26 protein-coding genes are annotated in these 26,396 nt (G+C 61.6%); 8 read left to right on the plus strand and 18 right to left on the minus strand.

The window, feature by feature from the left end; all coding sequences use genetic code 11:
- Positions 1-102: 102 nt before the first annotated feature.
- Positions 103-2,052 (plus strand): squalene--hopene cyclase, encoded by a 1,950-nt coding sequence (gene shc, locus RIG82_12200; protein MEQ9461702.1) that lies wholly within the window; start codon positions 103-105, stop codon positions 2,050-2,052.
- Positions 2,034-2,483, plus strand: a complete 450-nt coding sequence (locus RIG82_12205; protein ID MEQ9461703.1) for a hypothetical protein — start codon at positions 2,034-2,036, stop codon at positions 2,481-2,483. The genes shc and RIG82_12205 overlap by 19 nt, the downstream gene beginning before the upstream one ends.
- A gap of 8 nt (positions 2,484-2,491) precedes the next feature.
- On the opposite strand, the gene RIG82_12210 is transcribed toward RIG82_12205, so the two are convergent.
- Both RIG82_12210 and RIG82_12215 read right to left on the minus strand, forming a co-directional pair.
- Positions 2,492-2,620 (minus strand): hypothetical protein, encoded by a 129-nt coding sequence (locus tag RIG82_12210; GenBank protein ID MEQ9461704.1) that lies wholly within the window; start codon positions 2,618-2,620, stop codon positions 2,492-2,494.
- A gap of 71 nt (positions 2,621-2,691) precedes the next feature.
- Positions 2,692-3,234 (minus strand): hypothetical protein, encoded by a 543-nt coding sequence (locus RIG82_12215; GenBank protein MEQ9461705.1) that lies wholly within the window; start codon positions 3,232-3,234, stop codon positions 2,692-2,694.
- Between the two features lie 283 nt (positions 3,235-3,517).
- Here RIG82_12215 and RIG82_12220 point away from each other — a divergent pair, with 283 nt between their 5' ends.
- Entirely contained in the window at positions 3,518-4,051 is a 534-nt protein-coding gene (locus tag RIG82_12220; GenBank protein ID MEQ9461706.1) for a fasciclin domain-containing protein, read from the plus strand.
- Between the two features lie 67 nt (positions 4,052-4,118).
- Here RIG82_12220 and RIG82_12225 read toward each other — a convergent pair whose 3' ends face one another.
- The 8 genes from RIG82_12225 to cmk all read right to left on the minus strand — a co-directional run bounded on the left by RIG82_12225 (position 4,119) and on the right by cmk (position 11,347).
- Positions 4,119-4,433, minus strand: coding sequence for a hypothetical protein (locus RIG82_12225; GenBank protein MEQ9461707.1), 315 nt, complete (start codon positions 4,431-4,433; stop codon positions 4,119-4,121).
- Between the two features lie 57 nt (positions 4,434-4,490).
- A complete protein-coding gene (gene hisA, locus RIG82_12230; protein MEQ9461708.1) occupies positions 4,491-5,216 on the minus strand; it encodes a 1-(5-phosphoribosyl)-5-[(5-phosphoribosylamino)methylideneamino]imidazole-4-carboxamide isomerase in 726 nt (241 codons plus the stop codon).
- A gap of 100 nt (positions 5,217-5,316) precedes the next feature.
- Positions 5,317-5,889: a gamma carbonic anhydrase family protein gene (locus RIG82_12235; GenBank protein MEQ9461709.1), complete on the minus strand. Its 573-nt coding sequence runs from the start codon at positions 5,887-5,889 to the stop codon at positions 5,317-5,319.
- Complete coding sequence (gene nadB, locus RIG82_12240) at positions 5,886-7,568, minus strand: L-aspartate oxidase (GenBank protein MEQ9461710.1); 1,683 nt, start codon at positions 7,566-7,568, stop codon at positions 5,886-5,888. The genes RIG82_12235 and nadB overlap by 4 nt, the downstream gene beginning before the upstream one ends.
- Before the next feature lie 9 nt (positions 7,569-7,577).
- On the minus strand, positions 7,578-8,048 hold the full coding sequence (locus RIG82_12245; GenBank protein ID MEQ9461711.1) for an LEA type 2 family protein: 471 nt from the start codon (positions 8,046-8,048) through the stop codon (positions 7,578-7,580).
- 46 nt (positions 8,049-8,094) lie between these two features.
- Entirely contained in the window at positions 8,095-9,939 is a 1,845-nt protein-coding gene (locus RIG82_12250; GenBank protein ID MEQ9461712.1) for a carbon starvation protein A, read from the minus strand.
- A gap of 41 nt (positions 9,940-9,980) precedes the next feature.
- Positions 9,981-10,661, minus strand: a complete 681-nt coding sequence (locus RIG82_12255) for a lysophospholipid acyltransferase family protein (GenBank protein ID MEQ9461713.1) — start codon at positions 10,659-10,661, stop codon at positions 9,981-9,983.
- The gene (gene cmk / locus RIG82_12260) at positions 10,658-11,347 is read right to left on the minus strand and encodes a (d)CMP kinase (GenBank protein ID MEQ9461714.1); all 690 of its coding nucleotides are present in this window, start codon (positions 11,345-11,347) and stop codon (positions 10,658-10,660) included. The genes RIG82_12255 and cmk overlap by 4 nt, the downstream gene beginning before the upstream one ends.
- A gap of 53 nt (positions 11,348-11,400) precedes the next feature.
- Between cmk and RIG82_12265 the strand changes: the two genes are divergently transcribed.
- Positions 11,401-12,072, plus strand: coding sequence for a site-2 protease family protein (locus RIG82_12265; protein ID MEQ9461715.1), 672 nt, complete (start codon positions 11,401-11,403; stop codon positions 12,070-12,072).
- A gap of 31 nt (positions 12,073-12,103) precedes the next feature.
- Positions 12,104-13,642 (plus strand): sulfatase, encoded by a 1,539-nt coding sequence (locus tag RIG82_12270; protein MEQ9461716.1) that lies wholly within the window; start codon positions 12,104-12,106, stop codon positions 13,640-13,642.
- 64 nt (positions 13,643-13,706) lie between these two features.
- On the opposite strand, the gene ppdK is transcribed toward RIG82_12270, so the two are convergent.
- Entirely contained in the window at positions 13,707-16,574 is a 2,868-nt protein-coding gene (gene ppdK / locus RIG82_12275; GenBank protein ID MEQ9461717.1) for a pyruvate, phosphate dikinase, read from the minus strand.
- A gap of 176 nt (positions 16,575-16,750) precedes the next feature.
- Entirely contained in the window at positions 16,751-17,650 is a 900-nt protein-coding gene (locus RIG82_12280) for a hypothetical protein (GenBank protein ID MEQ9461718.1), read from the minus strand.
- Between the two features lie 381 nt (positions 17,651-18,031).
- Here RIG82_12280 and RIG82_12285 point away from each other — a divergent pair, with 381 nt between their 5' ends.
- A complete protein-coding gene (locus RIG82_12285; protein MEQ9461719.1) occupies positions 18,032-18,508 on the plus strand; it encodes a DUF1772 domain-containing protein in 477 nt (158 codons plus the stop codon).
- 339 nt (positions 18,509-18,847) lie between these two features.
- Here the strand turns inward: RIG82_12285 and RIG82_12290 are convergent, their stop codons facing one another.
- On the minus strand, positions 18,848-19,585 hold the full coding sequence (locus tag RIG82_12290; GenBank protein ID MEQ9461720.1) for a hypothetical protein: 738 nt from the start codon (positions 19,583-19,585) through the stop codon (positions 18,848-18,850).
- A gap of 103 nt (positions 19,586-19,688) precedes the next feature.
- Positions 19,689-20,282, minus strand: a complete 594-nt coding sequence (locus tag RIG82_12295) for an NADH-quinone oxidoreductase subunit B family protein (protein ID MEQ9461721.1) — start codon at positions 20,280-20,282, stop codon at positions 19,689-19,691.
- Positions 20,283-20,535: 253 nt separating this feature from the next.
- On the opposite strand from RIG82_12295, the gene RIG82_12300 reads away from it, so the two are divergent.
- Positions 20,536-21,204 carry an MBL fold metallo-hydrolase gene (locus RIG82_12300; GenBank protein MEQ9461722.1) on the plus strand — a complete coding sequence of 223 codons (669 nt, stop codon included), beginning with the start codon at positions 20,536-20,538 and terminating at the stop codon, positions 21,202-21,204.
- Here RIG82_12300 and RIG82_12305 read toward each other — a convergent pair.
- Entirely contained in the window at positions 21,177-22,193 is a 1,017-nt protein-coding gene (locus tag RIG82_12305) for a Gfo/Idh/MocA family oxidoreductase (protein ID MEQ9461723.1), read from the minus strand. The two genes, RIG82_12300 and RIG82_12305, sit on opposite strands and share 28 nt — an antisense overlap.
- Before the next feature lie 91 nt (positions 22,194-22,284).
- Here RIG82_12305 and RIG82_12310 point away from each other — a divergent pair, with 91 nt between their 5' ends.
- Complete coding sequence (locus tag RIG82_12310; protein MEQ9461724.1) at positions 22,285-22,695, plus strand: thioesterase family protein; 411 nt, start codon at positions 22,285-22,287, stop codon at positions 22,693-22,695.
- A 79-nt stretch (positions 22,696-22,774) separates the two neighbouring features.
- Here RIG82_12310 and RIG82_12315 read toward each other — a convergent pair whose 3' ends face one another.
- From RIG82_12315 to RIG82_12325, 3 genes are all read right to left on the minus strand, one after another.
- Positions 22,775-23,791, minus strand: coding sequence for a LacI family DNA-binding transcriptional regulator (locus RIG82_12315; GenBank protein MEQ9461725.1), 1,017 nt, complete (start codon positions 23,789-23,791; stop codon positions 22,775-22,777).
- A 348-nt stretch (positions 23,792-24,139) separates the two neighbouring features.
- Positions 24,140-25,894, minus strand: a complete 1,755-nt coding sequence (locus RIG82_12320) for a hypothetical protein (GenBank protein ID MEQ9461726.1) — start codon at positions 25,892-25,894, stop codon at positions 24,140-24,142.
- A gap of 32 nt (positions 25,895-25,926) precedes the next feature.
- A complete protein-coding gene (locus RIG82_12325) occupies positions 25,927-26,304 on the minus strand; it encodes an FHA domain-containing protein (protein ID MEQ9461727.1) in 378 nt (125 codons plus the stop codon).
- Positions 26,305-26,396: the final 92 nt, after the last annotated feature.

A 26,396-nucleotide genomic window follows, 5' to 3' on the forward strand; every position in this document is an offset into this window, starting at 1 on the left:
CAAAGGCCGCGCTTTTTCTTTCCCGCCCACCCCGATACCCTAAAATCTACGATTAAGCCCCCACACAGGCGCTGAACCCTAAGACCCACACTAGGAGACCCGATGGACAGCGCCCTCTCCGAGGCACTCGCCCACACCAAGTCACTAGCCAACGCTGGCGAACTCCGCACCCGAGTCCGCTCCGGCCTCGACGCCGCCATCGCCAAACTCCTCTCCCTCCAGCACGCCGACGGCCACTGGTGCGCCGAGCTCGAAGGCGACTCCATCCTCCAGTCCGAGTACATCCTCATGAAGTGGATCCTCGGGCAGGAAGACGACCCCCGGCTCCCCCACATCACCGCCTACCTCCGCAAACAACAACGACCCGATGGCACCTGGGGCCAGTACCCCGGCTCCCGCATGGACCTCTCCGCCACCGTCAAAGGCTACTTCTGCCTCAAGCTCGCCGGCGACGACGTCCGTGCCCCCCACATGCGCCGCGCCCGCGAAGCCGTACTCGCCGCCGGCGGAGCCGAACGCGCCAACACCTTCTCCAAGTTCTACCTCGCCTGCCTCGGACAGGTCCCCTACTCCGCCATCCCCTCGATACCGCCCGAAATCATCCGACTCCCCAAGTGGTTCTACTTCCACCTCGACAAAATCGCCTCCTGGACCCGGGCGATGATCATCACCCTCTCCCTCGTCGTCACCCACCGCCCCGCTCGCCAACTCCCCGATGACCTCGGCATCGACGAACTCTTTCTCTCCGAAAAAAACCGCGCCCGCCTTCTCCCCACCGTCCTCGACCCTCACCCCTTCTGGACACCCGCCTTCTCCTTCATCGACAAAGCCCTCAAACTCGTCGATCGCCTAGGCGGAACACCATGGCGGCCCGGCGCGATCCGCGCCATGGAACAATGGGTCCTCACCCGACTCAACCAATCCGATGGCCTCGGCGCCATCTTCCCGCCCATGGTCTACCTCCAGGTCGCCTTCCAGCTCTGCCTCGGCTACCCCGAAGACCACCCCGTCCTCGTCGAGGCCCGACGCCAACTCGACCGCTTCATGCTCAAAGACCCCGATACGGGCGACATCCACCTCCAGCCCTGCTTCTCGCCAGTCTGGGACACCGGCATCGCCGCCTACGCCCTCACCGACGCCGGACTCGACCACACCCACCCCGCCATGAACCGCGCCGCCGACTGGCTCATCAACAAAGAAGTCAAGATCAAAGGCGACTGGGCCAACAACCTCCCCGATGACATCCCCGCCGCTGGCTGGTTCTTCGAGTACGAAAACGCCTGGTACCCCGACTGTGACGACACCGTCATGGTCGCTATGGCCCTCCATCGCACCGGCCACCCCGACGCCATCGCCGCCGGCCAGCGCGGCGTCGACTGGGTCCTCGCCATGCAGAACCCCGATGGCGGATGGGCCGCCTTCGACAAGAACGCCGCCGGACGATCCATCCTCGAATACGTCCCTTTCGCCGACCACAACGCCATGCAGGACCCCTCCTGCCCCGACATCACCGGCCGCGTCCTCGAATGCCTCGGCCACCACGGCTTCACCGCCGACCACCCCGCCGTCCAACGCGCCATCACCTTCATCCAGTCACACCAGGACCCCGAAGGCCCCTTCTTCGGCCGCTGGGGCGTCAACTACATCTACGGCACATGGCAATCCATCGGCGGGCTCGACCGCCTCGGCTACGACATGACTCAGCCCTGGATCCTCCGCGCCGGCGAATGGCTCAAGTCCGTCCAACAACCCGACGGCGCCTTCGGCGAGTCCGCCGACTCCTACGAAGACCCCTCCCTCAAAGGCCAGGGCCCCACTACCGCCTCCCAGACCGCCTGGGCCATGATGACCCTCCAGGCCATCTACGGACCCAACGACCCCGCCGTCACCGCCGCCGCCCAATGGCTCATCAGCACCCAACAACCCGACGGCGACTGGCTCGAAACCGAATACACCGGCACCGGCTTCCCCCGCGTCTTCTACCTCCGATACCACCTCTACCGACTCTACTTCCCGGTCATGGCGTTAGGACGATGGCATGGATCACAATGAACGCCAATGAACGTCGTAGAGGTAGAGGCTTAAACGTCTCACTACCCGATAAACCCGATCCATTCTTTGGCTTGTTCGTGCCGCTGCTAGTTGCTTGCTACGGACTCTTCGGCGTGATCACCGGGCTCATCTACCTACCGAATACATCGGGGCTGGGTAACAGAGATATGGATCGACTGAAAGAACAGCTTCATGACAGCGGGATTGGCTATTTCCCGCAGACGAAAGATGAAACAATCATCTACACATTCGAGGGTCTCTCTGGCCGTCTGCTCGGAGGCGGTATCATGTGCATCGCTCTCTGCATGTATCTGATGCTGGATGTTTACCTAAGAAACAAATCACCAGAAGCACAAACGAAAGCGATCGGATTCTTTCTTGCTTCAGCCATAACTGGCATGTCACTCATTACAGCCTCGCTGATGCAGTGACCGGCCCCTCACCCCTCCAACTTCCCCTCCATCACCGGCCCCGACACCTCAAATACCCGCAGCAGCATCGCCTTCGTGATCGTCATCACCTCAGACGGCCAGTTCAACTCCGGACCGTTCCTATATCGCTGCGGCATCGCCCCTCATGACTGCAAGTCCACCTGCGCCAAAGCCACGGGTTGCACAAGACTCTACCTGACTCAACCCCTCACCGCCGCCGCATCGCCCCCAGCCCCAGCAGCACCAACCCCGCACCAAACGCCCCAGGCGTCGGCACCGCACCAGGCGTTGGGCCTGGATCGGAAACGCTCGCAGGGACATACAACGAGGCGTGAGATAAACCCTTGCCATTAGCGCTCGAAGCGTTGTTCTTCGCCGTACCAACTGTCAAAAAGTCTAACGATGTCACACCGGTGAATGAGGCATCGAAAAAGTAGTAGCTCGTGAAGGTGGCCGACTTCAGCGAAACAACAAACGGGCCGTCCTGAGCAAGATTAAAAGTCAGAGTCCCATCGTTCACATCAACACCAAAGTTGCCAAACGGGCCTGATGACTGGTTCTCGTTGGTCGTCCCCACATAGTCCCACACGATCGAACCATCCACCAAACCAAAAACATCGCCGTTCAATCGCGTCTCGCCGACCGAACCACCCCCCTGCGCATCGTTCTCTCCGAAAGCTCCTGCCGCAGCGGTTGCACTGGGCGAGAAATCGCCAACGCTCGCCGTTCCCCCCACTGTCGCAGCCTGCACAGAAACCGACCCTATCCCCACCGCCAACAGACCCACGCAACAGCGACTGACATCAAACATCTGGTTTCCTCTCACCTCGAGTGCTGCTCACTCTTGGCTTATAAAGCTTTTCTCTAGAATAGATTACCCGGTGAACCCATCCGCTGCCAGATGGGGAGAACCCTAGTGCCATCCCATCGATCCCTGCCTCACCCGCGCAGCACGCCTAGTGTTTTACGTACCCAAGGGCGCGGAGAGGAATCCTGCCCTCGGGTACCGAGAAACACCCCTGAAAGGACCTCTCATGCAATTCACAGCCTTTAGATCACTCCTCATCCCCGCCATCGCCGCCCTTACCCTCTGCTCAGCCCTCGCCGTGGCCAACCACCACAAAGATGCGGAAAAGAAAAAACCCGACATCGTTGATGTCGCCGTCTCCACCGGTCAGTTCAAGACCCTGGTCGCCGCCGTCAAAGCCGCCGACCTCGTCGACGTACTCAAGGGTGAAGGCCCCTTCACTGTCATGGCACCCAACGACGCCGCCTTCGCCAAACTCCCCGAAGGCACTGTCGAGACACTCCTCAAACCCGAGAACAAGGACAAGCTCGTCGCCATCCTCACCTACCACGTCATCCCCGGAGCCGTGAAAGCCGAAGACGCCCTCAAGGCCAAAAAGGCCAAGACCGTCCAAGGCGGATCACTCACCTTCGCCCTGGTGACCCATGGCGACCACAACCACGCTCAGGTCAATGGCATCGACATCCTCGCCACCGACATCGAGGCCTCCAACGGCGTCATCCACGTCATCGACCAGGTCCTTATGCCACCCGCCGAGTAATCAACCAAACCTCACACCCACCCGCCCTAACCGGTCGGTGGGTGCTTCTTAACTCAAACCCACAGCCTCACTCCGGAAACTCCGCCTCCAGCACACCCCCAGCAACCTCAAACGTCCGTAGCAAGGTCGCCTTCGTGATCGTCATCATCACTTCAGGCGGCCAGTTCAACTCCGGATCGTTCCGATATCGCTCCGGGATCACCCCCAGCGACAACGCCGACACCTCCTCCTCAACCCGCCGGCGACGACGCTCCGCCGCCTCGGTGTCCCCACGCTCAACCGGGTCCGCCAGGTCATACGCCAGCAAGAGCGTCGTCACCTGCCACTCAAAATAACCCTGCAACGGATTTTCGGAACCCTCATCCGATCCTGTCTTCACCATCGTCAACACTCCTTAGGTCTGGGTGCCACACTTTGCGAAGCAACGTGTGCCGCAAGCTCACTCACCCTCAAACACCCCCAACGCCTCCTCCAACGTAAACCGCCCCTCATACAACGACCGCCCGATGATCGCCCCCTCCACTGGCAGCTTCCGGATCGCCCTCAAGTCCTTGAGCGTACCCACCCCCCCGCTCGCCACCACCGGCACCAGCGTCGATTCCGCCACCTCACGAGTCGTCTCCAGACTCGGACCCTCCAGCGTCCCGTCCGTCGCAATGTCTGTATACACGATCGCCGCCAGCGGCCAGTCCGACACCCTCCGGGCCAGCTCCACCGCCGTCGTCTCCGTCGTCTGCTCCCACCCATCGACCGCGACCTTCCCCGCCTTCGCATCCAGCCCCAGCACCAGCCGACCCCGATACGTCGGATTCCCCATCAACCCCTCGAACCACGACCAGTTCTTCAAAGCCGCCGTCCCTAACACCACCCGCTTCACCCCCGCACGCAACAGCAAATCAATCGACACCTCCTTCCGCACCCCGCCACCAACCTCCACCTTCAACGACGTCTCCTTACAAATCGACTCGATAAACCGCAGGTGCTCCATCTTCCCCGTCCGCGCCCCATCCAGGTCCACCAGGTGCACCCACTCAGCACCCGCCTCCTCAAACGCCCGCGCCTGACTCAGCGGATCCTCCCCGTAAGTCGTCTGCCTACCGTAATCACCCTGATACAGCCGAACTACCTTCCCCCCTCGCATGTCAATCGCCGGAAATAAAATCACCCAATCGCCGCCTTTCTTCTGCCTTCACGAGCCCCGGGCGCAAGCCCGGGGTGCTCGCGTCCAATCACTCTGGATCATCACACAACACCACAAACAACCCTCAACCATACAACGGCGGAGGCGCCGGATGCTCCACCTCAACACCCTCCGGCGCATTCCCATCCCACGCACGAATCCGAGCATGCCCCGGCTCGCCCACATGCAGCTTCGCCAGCTCCACATAGTGCGCCGCCAGCCACGCCATGTACTTCTTCTCGTTCTCCGTCGTCTCCCGCACCACCTTCCCAGGCAGCCCCATCACCACCATCCCGTCCGGCACCTCCATCCCCGGCCGCACCACCGCCCCCGCCGCAATCAGACACCCCTTCCCGATCTTCGACTGCCCCAGCACCGTCGCCGACATCCCAATCAACGACCCATCCCCCACCTCAGCCCCATGCACCACCGCCGCATGACCGATCACCACGTCCGACCCGATGACGTTCGGCATCCCCGAATCGCAGTGGATCACCGCGTTGTCCTGCACGTTCGTCCGATCCCCGATCGCGATCGGCGCCACATCCCCGCGCACCGCCGCCCCGTACCAGAACGTCACATCCTTCCCGATGCGCACATCCCCCAGCACCCGCGCCGTGTCCGCCATGTAAACGCCATACCGATACGCCATGCTCATCGCGCCACCCCCGCTTCCGCCAGCTCCAGCTTCCTCGCCGACTCATGCCCACGCATCCACACATCCCGTACCCGAAACGCCGGCCGTGGCTCCGGATGATCCAGCCGAAAATGAGTCCCACGACTTTCCTCACGCCACAACGCCGACCGCGTGATCATCCCACCCGCCGTCAGCATGTTCTGCGCCTCCCACCCCGCCACGTCGTCAAAGATCTTGTCCATCGTATACCGCGCCCAGAAATCAATCATCCCCTCTACTTCACATAGCCGCTCGCCCGCCCGCTCAATCCCCACATGACGCCACATCACGCTCCGTAGCGACGACCGCACGTCTGACAAGTCCAACTCCGAACGATCTGAAGGCCGGATATCCGAGATCACCTTCATAGGCGTATGCCCCGACAACCCCGCAGCCCGCTCCCGCGCCAACACCCCCGCCCGCGACCCACACACCAACCCCTCCAGAAGACTATTCGACGCCAACCGATTCGCGCCATGGAACCCCGTCGCCGCCGCCTCGCCGACGCATAAGAAACTCTCGATGTTCGTCCGCCCGTGCGTGTCCGCCAGCACCCCGCCCACCATGTAATGCGCCGCCGGCTGGATCGGGATCGGCTGCTCCGTCGGATCGATCCCAAACTCGCGCAACCGCCGATCAATCCCAGGGAACCGCGCCGCAAAACGCCCCTTCTCAAAATGACGCACATCCAGATACACGTTCGTATGCCCCGTCTTCGCCATCTGCGCGACGATCGACCGGCTCACCACATCACGGGGAGCCAGCTCCGCCCGCTCGTCGTAGTCCGGCATGAACCGATGCCCCGTCCGATCCGTCAGATAAGCCCCCTCACCCCGCACCGCCTCGGTGATCAGCGACCGCGAAGCCCCCGCAATGTAAAGCGTCGTCGGATGAAACTGGATAAACGCCAGATCCGCCATCTCCGCACCCGCCCGATACGCCATCGCCAGACCATCCCCCGTCGCCACCTCCGGATTCGTCGACTCACGAAACACCTGCCCGCACCCACCCGTCGCCAGAATCGTCGTGTGCGCCCAGATCACCTGCAGCCCGTGCTTCGGGTGATAAGTGATCGCCCCCAGACAACTCGACGGCTGCCCTTCCCGTGTAATCAGGTCCAGCACAAAGCAGTTCTCAAACAACCGGACCCCTGCCGTTGACATCAGCCCCCGATAGAGCGTCGCTGCCAGCACCTTGCCCGTCGCATCACCATCCGCATGAACGATCCGCGGCACCCGATGCCCACCCTCACGCCCCAGACTAGGCAGCCGCGCCCCCTCCTCACCATCGAGCTTCATCCCCATCTCAACCAACCGATGAATCTGCTCCGCACTCTCACCAATAATGTCACGCACCACCCCCGACTCACACAGATCCCCACCCGCCAGCATCGTGTCCTCGACATGCGCCTCAACCGAATCATCCTCACCCAGCACCGCCGAAATCCCACCCTGAGCCCACGCCGTACTCGTCCGATGCCACGGACCCTTGCACGCAACAATCACATCCGCACCACCCCCCTTCCCACCCGCCGCCGACAACGCCGCCGACATCCCCGCCACACCCGACCCGATCACCAGCACATCCGTAAAAATCTGCGGCAACAACGTCGCCCGGAAGGGAATGAGATACCGCCGTTCTTCAAAGAACTCACTGAGCATCACAAACCCTCAACGATCCGCAGCTTTCGCCACAGGAACCTCCCCCGACCACGAAAAATCAGCCCGCGGAAGCGGGACACCCGTCTCCGTCAGGATCACCCGAAGATCCCCAGGCGGGGTGTACGTGATCTCACCCCGCGCCGTCATCGCTCGACCCGCCAACGACGCCAGCGACCCCGGCAACGCCGCCCGCAACTCGATCGTCTGAACACCACCCGCCGGAAGACTCACAGGCGGAACATCCGTATCCGAAAAACGCGACACACCCTCCACACTCACCGTCAGCGATGCCGTCCCGATCGCCACCGGCTCATCCCATGGGTTCTCCATCGCCACCAGCACCCGAAACGACACACCCTCAGAACTCTCGTCGATCACATCCACCCGCACCACCTCAACCCCCGGCCGAGGCGCTAGACAACCGCCCAGCACCGGACAAAGCACCACCAAAACCAACAGCAATCGCTTCGGAAATCCCATAAGCCCAACAGTTTAGGCCCACAGCGACCCACGCACCAACCCATCCTCAAATCCCCGCACCAACCCCCGTAAACGCCCCCCCAGGCCGCACCTTACGCCACACCACCGCCGCCTCCGCCACCATCCACACCTCCAGCGCCAACGTCGCCACCGCCACACCGATCAAAACCCAGTTCGGCCGCTCCGCCACCCACCAATCCCCCAACTGGGCCACCATCGCCCACGCCGGAATCACCAACATGAACACCATCGGAGCAATCAAAAACCACACCGGCTTGCCCTTGCGCCTCAAATAAAACGCGATCACCAGAAACGCCAACCCGCCCAACAACTGATTCGTCGCCCCGAACATCGGCCACAGAATCAACCCTCCACGGCCCGCATTCTCCCAACTCCAGACACTCCCAGGCGTCGGCATCGCCGCCATCACCACTGCCACCACCACCGCCAAACCCGTCGCCCCCCAACGACTCCGCAGCAACCCCCACACCGGTCCTCTGCGCAACCCTTTCGCTTCACCGCCCCGCGACAGCGTCCCCGCCAGCTCCTGCACCACATACCGCTGCAAACGACACGCCGTATCCAACGTCGTCCCCGCGAACGACGCCACCAGCACGCCCATCAACGCCACCGCCACCGTCTCCGATATCCCAATCGCCTCCAACAGATTCGCCGAGCCGTCCACAAACCCGCTGATCTTCCGCGCCAGCGAGTTCGCCGTCCCCCACGAGTCATACCGACTCGCCCACGCCTCCGAGCCCGTCAACACACCACCACTCGCACTCGTGATCCCAAGCCCCAACCCCGCCACACAAGCCAGGATCACGATCGTCGCCAGAAAACCCTCCGTCAGCATCCCCCCATAACCCACACACTGCGCATCCGACTCATTCTTGAGCTGCTTCGACGTCGTCCCGGAACTCACCAGACAGTGAAACCCGCTGATCGCTCCGCACGCGATCGTGATAAACAAAAACGGCAGCATCGCCGGTGCCCCCGAAGGAGCCCACTCAAACGCCGGTGCCACCACCTCCAACGGCACCCGCTCCCCCGTCCCCGGCAACGGAGCCCCGCCGATCAACGCCGCCACCAACAACCCCAGCACAATCAACCCCATCGCACTGATCAACTGCAGACTGTTGATGTAGTCCCTCGGCTGCAACAACACCCACACCGGAACCACCGACGCCACCGCGCTATAAAGCAGCAACGCAATCACCCACCACATCGGGCTCTTCTCAGCCAGATGATGATTGAACCCCGCCAGCACACCCACATCTCCGTAGATCACCGACAAATACATCAGCACCAGCACACCCAGCGACGGCAGCAACAGATTCGTCCCACCCCGACGCATCCACAACCCGATCATCACCGCCAACGGGACCTGCAACAAACAAGGCGTAATCGCCCCCGGATACGTCCTAAACACCGCCGCGATCACCAACCCGAAAATCGCCAGCACGATCGTCAACGCCATAAACAAAACAACAAGAAACAACACCCGCACCCGCGGCGCAATCACACGACCCGCAATCTCTCCCACCGTCTGACCACGATTCCGCAGAGACACCACCAGCGACCCGAAATCATGCACCGCCCCAATAAAAATCGACCCCATCAACACCCACGCCAACGCTGGCACCCAACCCCACATCACCGCAATCGCCGGACCCACAATCGGACCCGTCCCCGCGATCGACGTGAAGTGATGACCAAAAACCACGCTCGTAGGCGTCGGCACATAGTCCACACCATCCGTCAGCTTCCGCGACGGGCACACCGCACGATCGTCCAGCTCAAAAATACGCCGACCGAGCCATCGGCCATACGTCACATAAGCCACAACCAGCAGCAGCCCCGACAGCAGGGCAATCGCAAGAGGTCCCATCCGCTACAGCTTCCCCGCTACAACACCAACCCGCAAACCCCTCAACCCCACCGATCAAACCGCTCTCTCATCTCATCTACCTGCTCAGCCACCCGATCCCGCAGCAAACCCAGTGCACCCTCAGCCCCCAACGGAATCAACGCCTCCGCCTCAATCGGCTCACCAAGACTCAAACCCAGCCTCCCCGATAGCCGCGGAAAACCCCGACCCTTCGGCCAGATGTCATAAGCACCCTCCACCGCCACCGGCACAACCACTGGCTTCGCCCGCTTAATCAGCAGCATCAAGCCCGACTCAAACGGCTGAACCTCCCCATCCTCGGTCCGCGTCCCCTCTGGATATACCAGCAGCATCTGCCCATCCTTGAGCCTCTCAATAAACCCCCGCATCGCCGCCATATCCCCATCACCCTGACGCACCGGCAGCGAGTGCACCGAGTTAAGCAGAAACGCCAGCCACCCCTTCCGCCAAAGCGTCGACCGCGCCATCGAACAATACGTCCGACCCGGACACCCCAAGCACATCAACATCGGGTCGATGTACGACTGATGATTGCTCACCAGCAGCACCGGACCCGTCCGCGGAAGATTCCCGCCACCCCACAACCTCACCCGGTACAACACCAGACACCACACATACACCAGCGACTTCAAAAAGAACCACCACCGGTACTCCAGCCAGCTCCGCTCAATCCGCCGCTTCACCGCCTCATCATCACTCATCCGACCTCAACTCCCACCATCGCCCGCACCCGACCCGCCAGCAACTCAACCACATCCTCCAGCGACATCCCCGACGTATCGATCCGCTCCGCATCCTCTGGACAGATCAGCGGGCCATCGCTCCGACTCGCATCTTTCCGGTCCCGCAAAATAATCGCCTCACGGATCTGATCCAGGTCCACCGGCTTCCCCGCCGCCCGCAACTGATCCGCACGACGCTTCGCCCGAACCACCGGCGACGCATCCAGATAAAACTTCGCGTCCGCATCCGGAAACACCACCGAACCCTGGTCACGCCCCTCCGTCACCAGCCGCGGGTGCTCCGCCGCAATCCGCTGCTGCGCCTCAACCATCACCAGCCGAACCGGCGGCATCGACGACACATCCGACACCCACTGCGTCACATCCGTATCACGCAACCGATCCGTCAGATCACGATCACCAATCCACAGCCGAGGCGGACGACTCTCCCAATCAAAACGAATCTTCATCGACCGCGCCAACTCCACCACCGCATGACCCTCCGACTCAATATCAATCCCCCGATCCAGCGCCTTCGCCGTCAGACCCCGATACATCGCCCCCGTATCCAGCATCTCCAGCCCCAAACGCTCCGCCAGCAGCCACGCAGCCGTCGACTTCCCCGATCCCGCCGGCCCGTCCAATGTCACGATCAGTCTGCGCATGCCCCGAAGTCTACCGGCACCACACCAACCTCGCATACGCTTAACATGGGCCGATGATCGAGTTACCACCCCACTTCGGCTATCGCATGACGATGCTCACCGAGCCTACCACCCAGTTCTATGCCATCTGCTGGTTGTTAGCCATCGTCATCTCCATCACCCTCCACGAACTCGCCCACGGCTGGGCCGCCGTCCGCATGGGCGACGACACCCCCCTCCACGCCGGCCGCCTCACCGGAAACCCCATCGTCCACATGGGCCCATTCTCCCTCATCGCAATGCTGTTCATCGGTATTGCCTGGGGACAAATGCCCATCGACCCCTCTCGACTCCGCGGACGCCACGCCGAAGCCCTCGTCGCCGCCGCAGGACCCGCGGCCAACCTCATCCTAGCCATCGCCGCTCTCTCGTTACTTGGCATCCTCGGCCGCTTCGGCGTCCTCGTCGACGATAACCAGGTCGCGGAAAATGCCACAATCTTTCTCTGGGTGATGGGCTCCGCCAATCTCCTGTTGATGCTCTTCAATCTCCTTCCTATCCCACCCCTCGACGGTAGCCACATCCTCGCCACCTACAACCGCCCCTACCGCGATTTCTTCGCCGACCCCTCTAAACAAGGCTTCGCCCTACTCGCCTTCATCTTCGCCTGGATGATCTTCTCCCCCATCGTCGTCCCCCCCGTCCTCACCGCCGCCACCGCCTATCTCGACCTTCTCGCCGGCTGAGCCCGTCTCACCGGATTCACGGAGCGATCTTATGCGCAGCCTCACCCTCCTCCTCACCCTTCTCCTCACCACCCCCACCCTCGCTCAACCCGCAACAACACCTCCCAACATCATCTTCATCTTCTCCGACGACCACGCCGCCCACGCCATCTCAGCCTACGGCTCCACCCGCAACACCACACCCAACATCGACCGCCTCGCCGCAGAAGGCATGCTCATGCGCAACTTCTTCTGCGGCAACGCCATCTGCGCCCCCTCCCGCGCCACCCTCCTCACAGGACTACACAGCCACGCCAACGGCCAACGAACCAACCAGCAGACCTTCGACGGCTCCCAGATCACCTTCCCCAAACGCCTCCAGCAAGCCGGCTACCACACCGCCCTCATCGGCAAATGGCACCTCAAGTCCGACCCCACCGGCTTCGACCACTACGAAATCCTCCCTGGCCAGGGTCAGTACTACAACCCCGACTACATCCACCACACCCAAGGCCGCCACCGCGAACGAGGCTTCGTCACCGACCTCACCACCGACAAAGCCATCAACTGGCTCGACAACACCCGCGACGCAGACCGCCCCTTCCTCCTGATGGTCCACTACAAAGCACCACACCGAAACTGGCAACCAGGACCCAACGAACTCGCCCTCTTCCCCGACCCCATCGCCGAACCCGACACCCTCGAAGACAACCACCAGGGCCGCTCAGGCGTCCAGTCCCTCCAGGAAATGACCATCGCCAACGATCTCTGGTACGGCTTCGACCTAGCCCTCGATCACCCCGATGACACCAGCCAATACACCTACCAACAAACCGTCGCCCGAATGTCCCCCGACCAGCGACACGCCTACGAAGCCACCTTCGCCCAGGACAACGCAGACTTCCTCAAAGCCCAACCCAACATGACCCCCTCCGAGGTCCTCCGCTGGAAATATCAGCGCTACATCACCAACTACCTCCGCGTCGTCGCTGGCGTCGATCGCAACATCGGTCGCCTCCTCGACCACCTCGACAACACCAACCTCACCAACAACACCCTCATCATCTACAGCTCCGACCAGGGCTTCTTCCTCGGCGAAAAAGGCTGGTTCGACAAACGATGGATGTACGAAGAATCCCTCCGCATGCCCTTCATCGCACGCTGGCCCGGACACATCCCACCTAACACCACCTCCAACGCACTCGCCCAGAACATCGACATCGCACCCACCCTGCTCGACGCCGCCAACGCACCCATCCCAACCCACATGCACGGCCGCTCCATCCTCCCAATCCTCCGAGGCGACCAACCCGACTCACCCCGCGACGCCATCTACTACCACTTCACCGCCTCCGAAGCCTGGCACAAAGTCCCAGCCCACTACGGCGTCAGAACCGCCACCCACAAACTCATCTACTTCTACGACCACAACGCCTGGGAACTCTACGACCTCGCACTCGACCCCGATGAACGAAACTCCGTCTACAACGACCCCGCCTACGCCGACATCCAGACCAACCTCACCCACCGCCTCCAAGACCTTCGCACCCACTACTCCGACAACACCGGCAAGCCTCTGCCTACTGATTAGCCCATAAAAAAAGCCCGCCGGCAAAACGCCGGCGGGCTCATCAACAACTGAAATAGTCAACCGATCAGTCCATCAAAGCAGCCTGCGCCGCCGCAAGTCGCGCGATCGGCACACGGAACGGCGAACAACTCACATAGTTCAACCCAACCGTGTGGCAAAAACGGATCGACGCCGGATCACCTCCGTGCTCACCGCAGATGCCAACCTTCAGGTTCTTCTTCACACTCCGACCCTTGGCCACACCCATCTCAACCAGCTGACCAACACCCGTCGTATCCAGCGACTGGAACGGATCCTTCTCCAGAATCTCCTGCTGGATGTAGTGAGGCAGGAACGTATTCACATCGTCACGGCTGTAACCAAACGTCAACTGCGTCAGGTCGTTCGTACCAAAGCTAAAGAAGTCCGCATGCTCCGCGACCTCATCCGCCGTCAGCGCAGCCCGCGGGATCTCAACCATCGTCCCGATCAGAATATCCAGCTTGCCCTTGTAGGCCTTCGCCTTCTTGACCTCGGCAATCGTCTGCGCCGTCAGATCACGCAGAATCTCAAGCTCCTTCGCCGTACCCACCAACGGAATCATGATCTCAGGAACAGCCTTGACCTTCTTCTTCGCACACAGAATCGCCGCCTCGACGATCGCCGTCACCTGCATCACCAGAATCTCAGGATAAGTCACCGACAAACGACAACCACGGTGACCCAGCATCGGGTTCGCCTCATGCAACTGAGACACCCGCTGCTTCACCATCTCGGCCTTCACATTCAAAATCCTCGCCAACTCGGCTTGGCTCTTGTCATCGTGAGGCAAAAACTCATGCAAAGGCGGATCAAGCAACCGCACCGTCACCGGCAAACCATTCATCGCCGTAAAAATGCCCTCGAAATCGTCTCGCTGGTAAGGAAGCAGCTTCGCCAAAGCCGCCTCACGCGCTGGCTTCGAACTCGCCAGGATCATCTCACGCATCGCCGTGATCCGATCACCCTCGAAGAACATGTGCTCCGTACGACACAGACCAATGCCCTGCGCACCAAAATCACGCGCTCGCTTCGCATCCTTAGGCGTATCCGCGTTCGTACGAATCAGCAGCTTCCGATACTTGTCAGCCCACTTCATCACCGTCGCAAAATCACCCGACAGCTTAGGCTCAATCCGCGCAATCTCACCGACAAACACCTCACCCGAAGAACCATCGATCGAGATCGTGTCCTTCGGACCCAGCGTCTTGCCGTTCACCGTGATCTTCCGGCTCTTCTCATCAATGTGAACCTCGCCCGCACCCGCCACGCAGCACTTGCCCCAACCACGAGCAACCACCGCCGCGTGCGACGTCATGCCACCGGTCGAAGTCAGAATGCCCGCAGCACTGTGCATCCCGTCCACGTCCTCAGGACTCGTCTCCTTACGCACCAGGATGACTTTCTCACCCTCATGCGTCCGGTCAACCGCCTCCTCAGCCGTAAACGCCAACTTGCCGATCGCCGCACCAGGAGAAGCCGGGAGACCCGTCGCAATCGCCTGAGCCTTCTGCTTCGCAGCCGGGTCAAATGACGGCAGCAGCAGCTGCGTCAGATCATTCGCAGGAATCCGCTTCACACCCGTCTTCTCGGGGATCAGCTTCTCCTTCACCATGTCGCACGCAATCTTCACCGCCGCCGCACCCGTCCGCTGACCCGTCCGGGTCTGCAGCATGTACAACTTACCAGCCTCGATCGTGAACTCGATGTCTTGCATCTCTTTGTAATGCTTCTCGAGCTGATCCTTGATCTTCAGCAGCTCCTTATGGATCGCCTTGTTCCACTTCGGCATCTCCGCCACCGGCTGAGGCGTCCGGATGCCCGCCACCACGTCCTCGCCCTGAGCATTAATCAGAAACTCGCCATAAAACTTGTTCTGACCCGTCGAGGGGTTGCGCGTAAACGCCACACCCGTCCCACAGTCATCACCCATGTTCCCGAACACCATCGCCTGCACATTCACAGCCGTGCCCTTCAGGCCCGTGATCTCATTGATCTGCCGGTAACGAATCGCCCGCGTCGTCATCCAGCTGCTAAACACAGCCTCCACACCCTTCGCAAGCTGCTCATACGGGTCCTGCGGGAACTCCTCCCCCGCGTACTTCCGGTACACACCCTTATAAGCCTCGACCAGCTCCGACATCCCCTCCGCACTCAGGTCCGTGTCGTCCTTCACGCCATACTTGGCCTTGATCCGGTCAAACTCAGCTTCAAAATGCTCGTGATGAACCCCCATCACCACATCACCAAACATATTGATCAGACGACGATAAGCATCAAACGCAAAACGAGGCGAACCCGACGCGTCCTGCAAACCATCAACCGCCGCGTCATTCAAACCAAGGTTCAGCACCGTGTTCATCATGCCCGGCATCGACACCGCCGCACCCGAACGCACCGAAACCAAAAGCGGGTTCTTCGCGTCACCAAACTTCTTCCCCGTCTCCTTCTCCATCACCTTCATCGCCGAACGAACCTCGTCCATCATCCCCTTCGGCAGCCTCTTGCCCTCTTTGTAATAACGATCACAAGTATCCGTCGTGATCGTAAAACCAGGAGGCACCGGCAAACCGATCGACGTCATATCAGCCAGGTTCGCACCCTTCCCGCCCAACAAAAGCTTCATCGACGTGTCACCATCGGTCTTCGTCCGACCAAACGAATACACCATCTTCCCCGTGACCCGCTTCTTGCCCGCAGCCTTCTTCACGCCACGCTTGGCTACCTTCTTCTTCGCAGCCACTTTCTTCTTAGCTGACGACTTCTTCGAGGCGCCCTTCTTCGCCGTTGACTTCTTCGCAACCTTCTTGGTCACCTTCTTCTTCGACACCTTCTTCTTCGACTTAGTCTTCTTGGCCATGGCGGGGGAGAGGTCCTTCCTCGTGAGCTGGCGAACCAGCGGGTCTTCAACCATCGCCGTCGTCCTTCCAGGACGCCAGCGACAGGCCCGAGCAACATCATGCGCTCGGCAAATGTCCGGTACAGGAACAACCGAGCGATACTCGCACGGCTGATGAGAACAGAGAGTGTAGAAGATCAGCCATAACCGTCAAAAGCGACGGATCGCCAACACCCCCACCGCCAGCCGATTCATCCCCCCGCCGACAGATCCCGACCACCCGCCAGTGCCGCCGCTTGACGGATCAGCCCACTGATCCGCAGCCGCGCCCCCTGAGCCATCCCCCCAGCCGGCGGGTCCACCACCAGCACTTTCCCCTGATAAACCAGCCCAAACATCCCCTCCGACATGTAAACCAGCCCATCCACCGGGTCCAGCAACCACACCCCGCCTCGATCACTCACCTCCAGCAACGTCACCATGTGATACCGACCCGCCTCGAACTGCAAAGGCGTCATCGCCGGCATCATCACCCCACCCAACTGCTCCTGCGCCAGCCCCACCACCGACACCCCCGCCTTCCCCGCCAGCTTCCGCTCCATCGCCGCCGCCGCCCGCACCAACGTCGCCCCACGACCAGGCCGAGTCCTCGTCAACTCAGCCATCTCCGCCTCCGAAGCCCGCACCCCCAACAACCGAAGCGTCGTCGTACAAGCAGCCGGAACACAACTGTAATCATTCGCCTGCATCACCACCGCCGACCGACCAAACCCGCCAAACGCATTCGCAGGCGTACTCTGCAGCATCCACCACCCACCATAAAACAGATACACAAGCCCCAACGCACCCGCCGCCGCCGTCACACCCCCCTGCCGCCACCCCGCCGCCCGACCAAACGCCGCCCCAGCCAGCAGCATGAACACCGGCACACTCCCGACACCCTCAACAAACGACAACACACCCGCCGGAATGATCCGTAGCGTCACCTCCGGGTTATGCATCAACCACGCCCACACCCCCAACCACACCAACGACCCCAAGATCACCGACTCCGCCACCCAAGGCCGCCCCCGCGTCAAACGAACACCACCCCACCAAGCCATCACCGACAAACCCAGCAAACCGGCAAACCAAAACGAACTGCCATCCATGCCGAGCCTCCAACCCAGCCAGCCCTCCCGGACGCAGAACCAAAAACCAGCCAGCTCACTCTGGCCTTCGTCCAAAACCCACCTCGACTTAGTCACCCCCCACCCAATCACCCCAAAACCACACAACTCAACCCCCTTACCGGACCCAGACCAACCAACAACCCAAGCATGACACGAGTCCCGAACTTGCTTCGGGAGTCCATCCCCTCAAAAACCCTGCGTAGCCTCGGCGAAGCAGGGCCGGGTGCCACAGGTCATCGAGCCAAAGGCGAGTGACCCGTGCCCGCCACCAAGAACCACCAAGCGTTCGCACCCCACTCCTTGCCAAGCCAAAGACCTACCCACAAAATCACAAACCACCCTCACCATGGAGCCCACCCCATGCCAAACACCCTCCAACTCCTCACCCTCCTCACCGCCTTCGCCACCGCCATCAACGCCGGCGTCTTCTTCGCCTTCTCCAACTTCATCATGGCCGCCCTCGCCCGCTCCCCCGAACCCGAAGCCACCCGCGCCATGCAGCACATCAACATCACCGTCCTCAACCCCGGCTTCTTCGCCTTCTTCTTCGGCGCCCCCCTCCTCTGCCTCGGCCTCCTCGCCACTGCCTGGCTCACCCGCCCCACCGACCACCTCCCCCTCATCACCGCCGCCTGCCTCCTCCACACCCTCGGCTGCTTCCTCGCCACCATCGCCTTCAACGTCCCCCTCAACGAACGCCTCGCCAAACGCGACGCCGACGCCCCCGAAACCCTCACCCACTGGCGTCACTACCTCACCACTTGGACCCGCTGGAACCACCTCCGCACCACTGCCTCCGCCCTCGCAACCCTCCTCCTCACCTACACCCTCATCTGATCCCCACCACCAACAACCATTCCAAGCATGAAACGAGCCATAGGCGGAAGCATATGGGCCCATCCCCTCGCAACCCCACCACCCCAACAAGCGCAACACCCACGCCGGTTGTCGCAACACCCCTCATCCTAAAGAGCCCACAGCGCAAGCCGTGACTGCCGACCTCCAACCAACGCCGGGTGGCCGGGGTCCAGCGCAGCTGGCCCCCGGAACCATCAACCTCACCCCACCCCAACGAGCCCCCGACGGAAGTCGGGGGGGGCCTGCGTGGTACGTGCTCAAATCCTTAGAGATTTGGATTACTGACAAAAGAGCATCGTCATGAAATTCTGATGACAACTACTGAGCGTTGGTTGTCTCAATGCGAGCAATCAGAAGGTCGACTTCCTCTTCCGTCATGACCCAGCCGAGCGCCATCGTCCGGTTGATCGATGTGTAGATCTCAGATGACCACATGAGTTCTCCATCGATCCAAACACCCGTACGTTTGCCAATGTTCGCCGAAGTTAGCTCATGCAGCCTGTCCCCGGAAGCCTCCGTCAGCATCAGCGATACAGCAGGTCCACCCAGACGATTCTGTGTAGGGGACGCATCAAGAACGTCCCTATGGGTGAGGATCGCTTCCTCTCCAATATCAAAACCATCAACAAGTCTGATCTCAAGATCAATCGGGAGAATCTCCTGGGGTTCTGCCCATGTTGAAGATGGTGAAACAGGCATCAGAGAATAGTCAGCTTCAAACTCCAACGCGATCGGATTTGCTGCCAGCAAGGCAACGAGAACAAACGCACCGACTCGGAACTTTCCTGATCGATCACGCAGCAACCTAAGGATGCCGAACGACACGCCTACAGCAAACAACGCAGCAGCAGTTGTATGGATCCCATAGCCAAAGACGTACCACAGATACCATGGCAAGTAATCAAGCGTGATGAGGAGGTCAAGGACATCCAGCAAGAACTGGGCAAGGCGGAAACCGGCGACTGCAGCTGCAGCGGCAATGAGTAGCGTCAACAACTGCGAATTATCTTGGCGGTGACTGCCGACAGCATCACTTGGTAATGACTTGCTGTTCAACCGAAGAACCCCGTTCTGATTTGCGCCCAGCGGCAAGACTGGACTGACGTTTGCAAAGCACCTGAGCCGAGAGAACTGAATCTAAGCTGCTAACGCCGCCCCCTCACACCCCAACCCGCTCCACACCCTCACGCCCCTCCACCGAAACCCTCACCGGCTGCGCCCGCACCTCATGCGTCGGCGACACCGCAATATTCAACGGCAACCGCTTCCCATCCTTGTCCCGCGGAATCTCATCGTTATCAATGATCCGCTGGATCGCCATGATCCCCTCGATCAGCGTCTCCGGCCGAGGCGGACACCCAGGCACATAAACATCCACCGGGATGTACTGATCAATCCCCTGCACCACCGCATACGTATCAAAAATCCCACCCGTCGAAGCACACGCCCCCATCGAGATCACCCACTTCGGCTCACACATCTGCTGATAGATCCGCTGCAGCACCGGCAGAATCTTCACCGGCACCCGACCCGCCACCAGCATCAGGTCCGCCTGCCGCGGACTGAACCGCATAACCTCCGCGCCGAACCGCGCCAGATCGTAACGACTCGACGCCGCCGCCATCAGCTCGATCCCGCAGCAAGCCGTCGCAAACGGCATCGGCCACACCGAACTCCGACGCGACCAGTTCACCACCTTCTGCAGCTGCGTCGTCAAAAACGTGTCGGCGGGCAAAGCGGATTCAATTCCCATGCAAACATCCTCTGGAGTGATCAAAAAAGTCTAGGCGGGCCCCACACCCCCGACCGCCAACTCCCCCCGACACTACTCTATCGGAAAACCACACCCCCCTACACCGATCCGGACCGCTCCCGTGCGCACCAAAGCGGTCTGCCACACCCAGACAGGCCGCACCACCCGAAACCACCGCCGAACCCTTAAACCGCGATCATGCGCACATTCGGTTGTCAAAAACACCCCGCAAACCACGTTTGATTGACGAGTCATGCCAGAAAACAACCTCGAACTGCTCCGTTTCACCCTCGGAGCGTGGCAAACCAACTGCTACGTCCTCGCCGCCCACCCCGACCCCGGCAGCCCCTGCTGGATCATCGACACCGGCTTCGACCCCGATGAAATGCTCGACGCCATCGACGACAAAGGCTGGATCCCCTCCCGCATCCTCCTTACCCATGCCCACGTCGACCACATCGCCGGCCTCGGCCGCACCCGCGAACGCTTCCCCGATATCCCCGTCGCACTCCACGCCGACGAACGCAACTTCCTCGACCGACCCGACTTAAACCTCTCCGCCATGCTCCCCACACCCATCACCTGGCCCCCCGCCGAGGACACCCTCCACCACGAGGACACCCTCACCCTCGCCGATGGCCTCCACTTCCAGGTCCGCCACGTCCCCGGCCACTCCCCAGGCGGGGTCTGCTTCTACCAGCCCGATTCCGCCCTCGCCATCGTCGGCGACGCCCTCTTCGCCGGCTCCATCGGCCGCCACGACTTCCCCACTTCCGACGGCCCTCTACTCCTTAAATCCATCGCAGAACAGATCTTAACACTCCCCGACGAAACCGTCATCTTCCCCGGACACGGCCCCGAATCCACCATCGCCCGCGAAAAACAGACCAACCCCTACGTCGGCTCCAACCCCTCAGCCTGATCCGCCTCGACCGCAAGTCCTGATTCCGCAGAGGCATAGATCATCTCCATCAGCATCGAGTGCACCAGCCCATTCCGCGGACTCGTCAGCGGCTCCGCCTCCCCCCGGATCACCTCGATCAGATGATCGATCGGCTGTAGCGCCCCCCCCGCCACCGCCGGGTACTTCACCTCCGCCGGACCGTCCCACACCCGGATCCAGTTCCCGTTCCACCCGTCAATCTCGATCCGCCCCCGCTCAAAACAGAACACCATGAAGCTGCCAAACCCCGAAGCCGAGTCCCCGGCAAGGGTTATGTTCGCCGTCACATCCTCACCAAACCGCGCCAGGATCGACGCGTTGATCTCCACCGGCCCGCCCAGCTCATCCAGCCACGCCAGCACCCGCGTCGGCAGCCGGTCAATCGCCCAGCACACCGAGTTCAGCGGGTGTGCGCCCGAGTCGTACGCGAACCCCCCACCCGACAACGACACATCCTCACGCCAAGTCCCTTTCACAAACGGCCGCCACCCCTGGCTGATGTACCCCGACACCATCTGCAGCCGCCCAAAACGCTCCTCCCGGATAACCTCCCGCAGATAACGGAACTCCGGCGAATAAGGCGAGTTGTAAGCCACCAGCACGTGCTTCTTCGACGCCTCCGCCAGCTCGATCATCCGCCGCGCCCCCGCCACCGTCGTCACCATCGGCTTCTCCACCATAATGTGCAGATCAGCCTCCAACGCCTTGGCGATGTGCTCATCGTGCATCGTGTGCGGCGTCGCGATCACCACCGCGTCAATTCCCCCGTGCGCATACAGTTCATCCATCGACGCGTACCGCGCAACACCCGATGGCGTGACCTTCTCACTCTCCAGCAACACGTCAATGTTGGCCGCATTCGGATCGGCAAAGGCGACCGCCACCGCGTCATCACGCCGGAGCAGCCCGCTGAGGTGCTTACGCTGAATCCGCCCGCAACCGAGGAAGCCGATCCGGAGCTGGTTCATAACGTGATCTCCTGGAGTTCAACCTTGAAGTGGCGTCCCGGGGCACGGTCGCTAGCCTACGGCGTCATCCAGATTCTAATAAGGCAGCAGCATGAAGCATCCTGAAGCGGGTAAGCCCGTAAGCCTGACCATTGACGTGCAGGTTCGTTACAACGAGTGCGACCCTCAGGGCGTTGCCCACCACGCCTCCTACCCCATCTGGCTCGAAATCTCCCGGACCGACCTGCTCCGGGCTCAGGGCATGGCCTACAAGGACCTCGAAGCCCAGGGCATCCTCTTCGTCGTCGCGCGGATGAACCTCCGCTACCAGCGACCCGCCCGCTACGACGATGTCCTGTCGATTGATGTGACACTCGAACCCTCTGGCGGGGTCAAGCTGGTGCATGGGTATGTGATCCGTCGCGGAGACGAGGTGGTGGCCACAGCGGAAACCACGCTGGCGTGCATCGACCAGGCCGGGAAGCTGAGGCCCGTGCCGAAGGGATTGCTGGGAGAGGATTAAGCCGGCGCGCGGGGAGGCCCCCGTCAGCGGAAACAACATGGCCAGACGGGGGCCTCGTGGGTGGTCGCGATCTTTAATTCTATGCCGAGGCCCGAGACACCATCCGGGATTCCACAGTCAGCACCGTGTCGTGCGTCAGCGGCTGGTTGTCCTCGATCGCAGTGATCAGGTGATCGACCGCCATCAGGCCCATGTGTCGCTCCTGGAGATCGACCGTGGTCAGGGCGGGGGCGGTCAGCTCGGCGATCGGCAGATTGCCGTAGCCGACAACAGCGACCTCGCGGGGGATCTTCCACCCGCCTCGTTGGAGCATCTGGACGATGCGCGCGGCCCAGATGTCGTCGTAAGCGATGATCGCATCAACCCCCGCTTCGAGGACCAGCCGGTCAATCGCGGACTGGGTGTCTGTGCTGTCTGGCCAGGGGTCTGCCGAGCGCGGGAGCCGGACCGTGAACTCATCATTGCGTGACCAGCCGAGGTCTTCGGTGGCGAGATCGACGCCAAGGATGCGGTCATCGAGCCCGTGCTCGTGGCCGACGGGGAGGATCATGCCGATGCGTTGACGACCGGTGTCGGCGAGATAATGAACAACGGAGCGCATCGCGGCGCGATGATCGGGACCGATCCGCGTGTGGCCGGCGTTTGGCGATCCGATGGTGACGACGCGGCGGAAGCGTTCGAGCTGCTCGCCGAGGTTGTCGGCGTGGCCGAGCATCCCACGTGCAAAGCAGATCACGCCATCGAGGTCATAAGGTTCGAGCTGCGCGAGCGCATTGGCCAGCGCGTCCTCAGCGGAAGGCACCGTGTTGACGATCATCTGGTAGCCACGCATCCGCGCCGTGGTCAGCGCCGCCTGGATGATCGGCCCGTGGACAGGGATGGCCCCTGCGGGCAGGAGCAGGCCGAGCAGGCGCGTGGACTTCCCAGCGAGGTGGCGTGCGGCGAGGTTGGGCCGGTAGTCCAGGTCGCGGATGGACTGAGCGATCCGCGTCCTACGCTCTGCGGAGACGAGGTGAAGGTTCTTCTGGTTGAGCACGAACGAGACCTGTGTCTTGGAGACGCCTGCGTGACGGGCTACATCAGCGAGAGTGACCATGATTCGCCCTTTCCGGCCCGCCTCGTTGAGGGGATGTGCGGGCCTATGTGATCGATCCACCCGAGTCCGCCGGCCTCCGCCCGGCGTCGGGCCTCGGGGTTTCCCTTAGCCCGCCCTACATGACGTTACGCCTGCCAATGACAAAAGCGGCGCAGAATCGTGGCTGAATGCGCAAGTTTATCTCTGCGAGCCCAAATTCCCCAGACTTACATAAGTTGAGCACCGCTTACAGGTTAGGTTTCGTGGGCCTGGCTGATTGTGGGCGCAGGGACAAAATGCCCTGGCAGAGGGCGGCTCGCTTGGGAGCAGGGATGATCCGTGGCTTGGATGCTGATGGCGACGAGCGATTCAGGCCAGTCTGTTTGACCTGGTTCTGCGTGTCGAGAGGCCAAGGAGAGGCAGCAGGAGCGCCGCGGCTGTTGGCTCAGGGATGGCGGTGCCGGTCTGACCAAAGTTGCTGGCGAGAATCGAGAGGTCGATGAGGTCAACGGTGTTGTCGCCGTTGAAGTCGCCGCTTGCCCAGCCTGCTTCGGTGGACCCGAAGTTGCCCGCGAGGATCGAGAGGTCGATGAGATCGACGACGGCATCGAGGTTGGCGTCGGCATAGAGCGAGCCGAGGATGTTGGAGATCATCTCATCGATGTCGGCCACGGTGACCTGGTTGTCAGCCGTCAGGTCGGCGAAGTCGAGGAAGCGTGTGTCGCCGAGGAGTTTGAAGAGTTCGTCGATGTCGTAGGCGTCGATCTCGCCATCGACATTGACATCGCCAAAGGTCGCGAGGTTGGGGTTAAAGCGCACGCGGAGTTCTGCGGTGGGGTGATCAAAGACCAGGTCATCAAACGCGCCTGAGTTGATGTCGCCAAAGCTAAATGGCTCTGAAAAGAACAGTGAAGCGACCAGGTAGTTCATCCCGAGGATGCCGGGGAGGGTGAGGGTTTCCTGAGTGACCGGGTCAAGGACGGTGATATCGCCAACGAGGACGGGTGCGTTGAGGTACTTGAGGTGCCGCGGGTCATCCGGGTTGTTGGGATCGCCCTCGGCGGTGGGGATGACGAGTTCATTGAGGAAAAGCCCGGCGAGCTGGGTGGTCCCGCCGATGCCGCCAATGGACAGACGGAACTGATTGGGAGCTGGGGCTCCATCGATGAGCAGCGTTGGCGTGAGGGCGTTTTCGTCGTAGGTGATGCCGAGGTTGGCGGCGACCGCTTCGGAGAGGATTGAGGCGGCGGCACCCGTATCGAACAGCCAGCTATCGGTTGATGCGAGCCCGTTGTGGCGGATGGTGATGCCCGCGGGGGCATCGGATGGGATCGGTTCGCCGGTGAGTACGGCGAGGGGGTTGGGGCCGACGAAGGGGTTGCCATTGAGGGTCGGGGCCTCGGCCTGAGTGGGCGTGACCTGGGTGAAGCGATCGAAGTCGGCGTAGGTCATGCGGATGGAGCGATGGGTGCCGATGTTGGCGGTGGTGGGGTCGCCAAAGTCGTAAACCCGGGTGTCGATGGTGCCCTCGCCCAGGTTGACCAGTCTGGCGTCCATGTGAACGGACTTGTTCTGAAACAGCGGCATGCCGAAGACATCGAGGCCGTCGAGAAGCGGGTTGTCCGTGGCCCCGATGGGACCGATCTGTGTACGGACCGGACCGAAGCTGTGGTCGTAGACGCTGGTGTAGCTGGAGGCGTTGTCGATGTTGGCATCGGGTGTGTAAGGGGCGAGGTCGATGAAGACTTCATCGGAGACGTTGAAGGGGCTGGCTCCGCCGACGCCGACGTCTTCAAAGATGACGTCCTGGCCGCCGAACTGCTGGCGAGGTAGGCCCAGGGCGTCGGCGGTCTGTGTGCTGACGAGGATGCCCGAGGCGCCGGTGTCGTAAAAGGCTTGGATGTTGAAGGTCTCGAAGATGTCGCCGAAGAAGTCCTCCGCGAGGGCGGTCAGGGGCGTGGCGCTGCCGGGCAGCCGGATGGCGGCATTGATGCGGGGCTGGTCGAGAGAGGCGTTCTGGACGCCTTCGATGACGATCGCCTGGCTCGCGGCGGGCACGGCGAGCGTAAGGATCGATGTCAAGATAGAGAAGCCGCAGGTGCGGGCGGTAAGGGTATTGGGCATGGTTGAAGTAGACCCGCTGAAAGGGGTTTGGGCTAGTCGATCAGGGTCTGCTTCTCACGCTGGCCGGGCTGGCGAAATGCGGTGAGGGCGGATTCGATGGAGGGGAAGTCGCGGGTGGTGAAGATGAGGGTGGAGTCGCCGAGGGCGATGCGATCGCGGTCGGCCAGGGGGTGCTCCTGATCACCCTGGAGGGGCTTGTCGGCGACGGTGGTGCCGTGCCTGGAGCCAAGGTCCTGAGCCAGCCAGGCGTCGGATGCTGCGTCGTAACGGACGCGAAGATGCTTGCGGGAAACCCGCTGATCGAGGACCTGGAGGGGGAGGGACTCATCGCGGCCGACGACGACGGTGCCTTCGCGCAGCGGGAGGTACTTCTTCTGATCGGGACCGTCAATGAGGACGAGTGATGCCACGTCCCCACCATAGCAAAGAGGGTGGTTGTCGTGTAGGGGTTAGCGCCGTCAGCGGGGTGGTTAGGCCGAAAAAGAAACAGGCCCGCCTTTCG

Source organism: Phycisphaeraceae bacterium (assembly GCA_040222855.1).
In the GTDB taxonomy this organism is placed as follows: Bacteria; Planctomycetota; Phycisphaerae; order Phycisphaerales; family Phycisphaeraceae; genus Mucisphaera.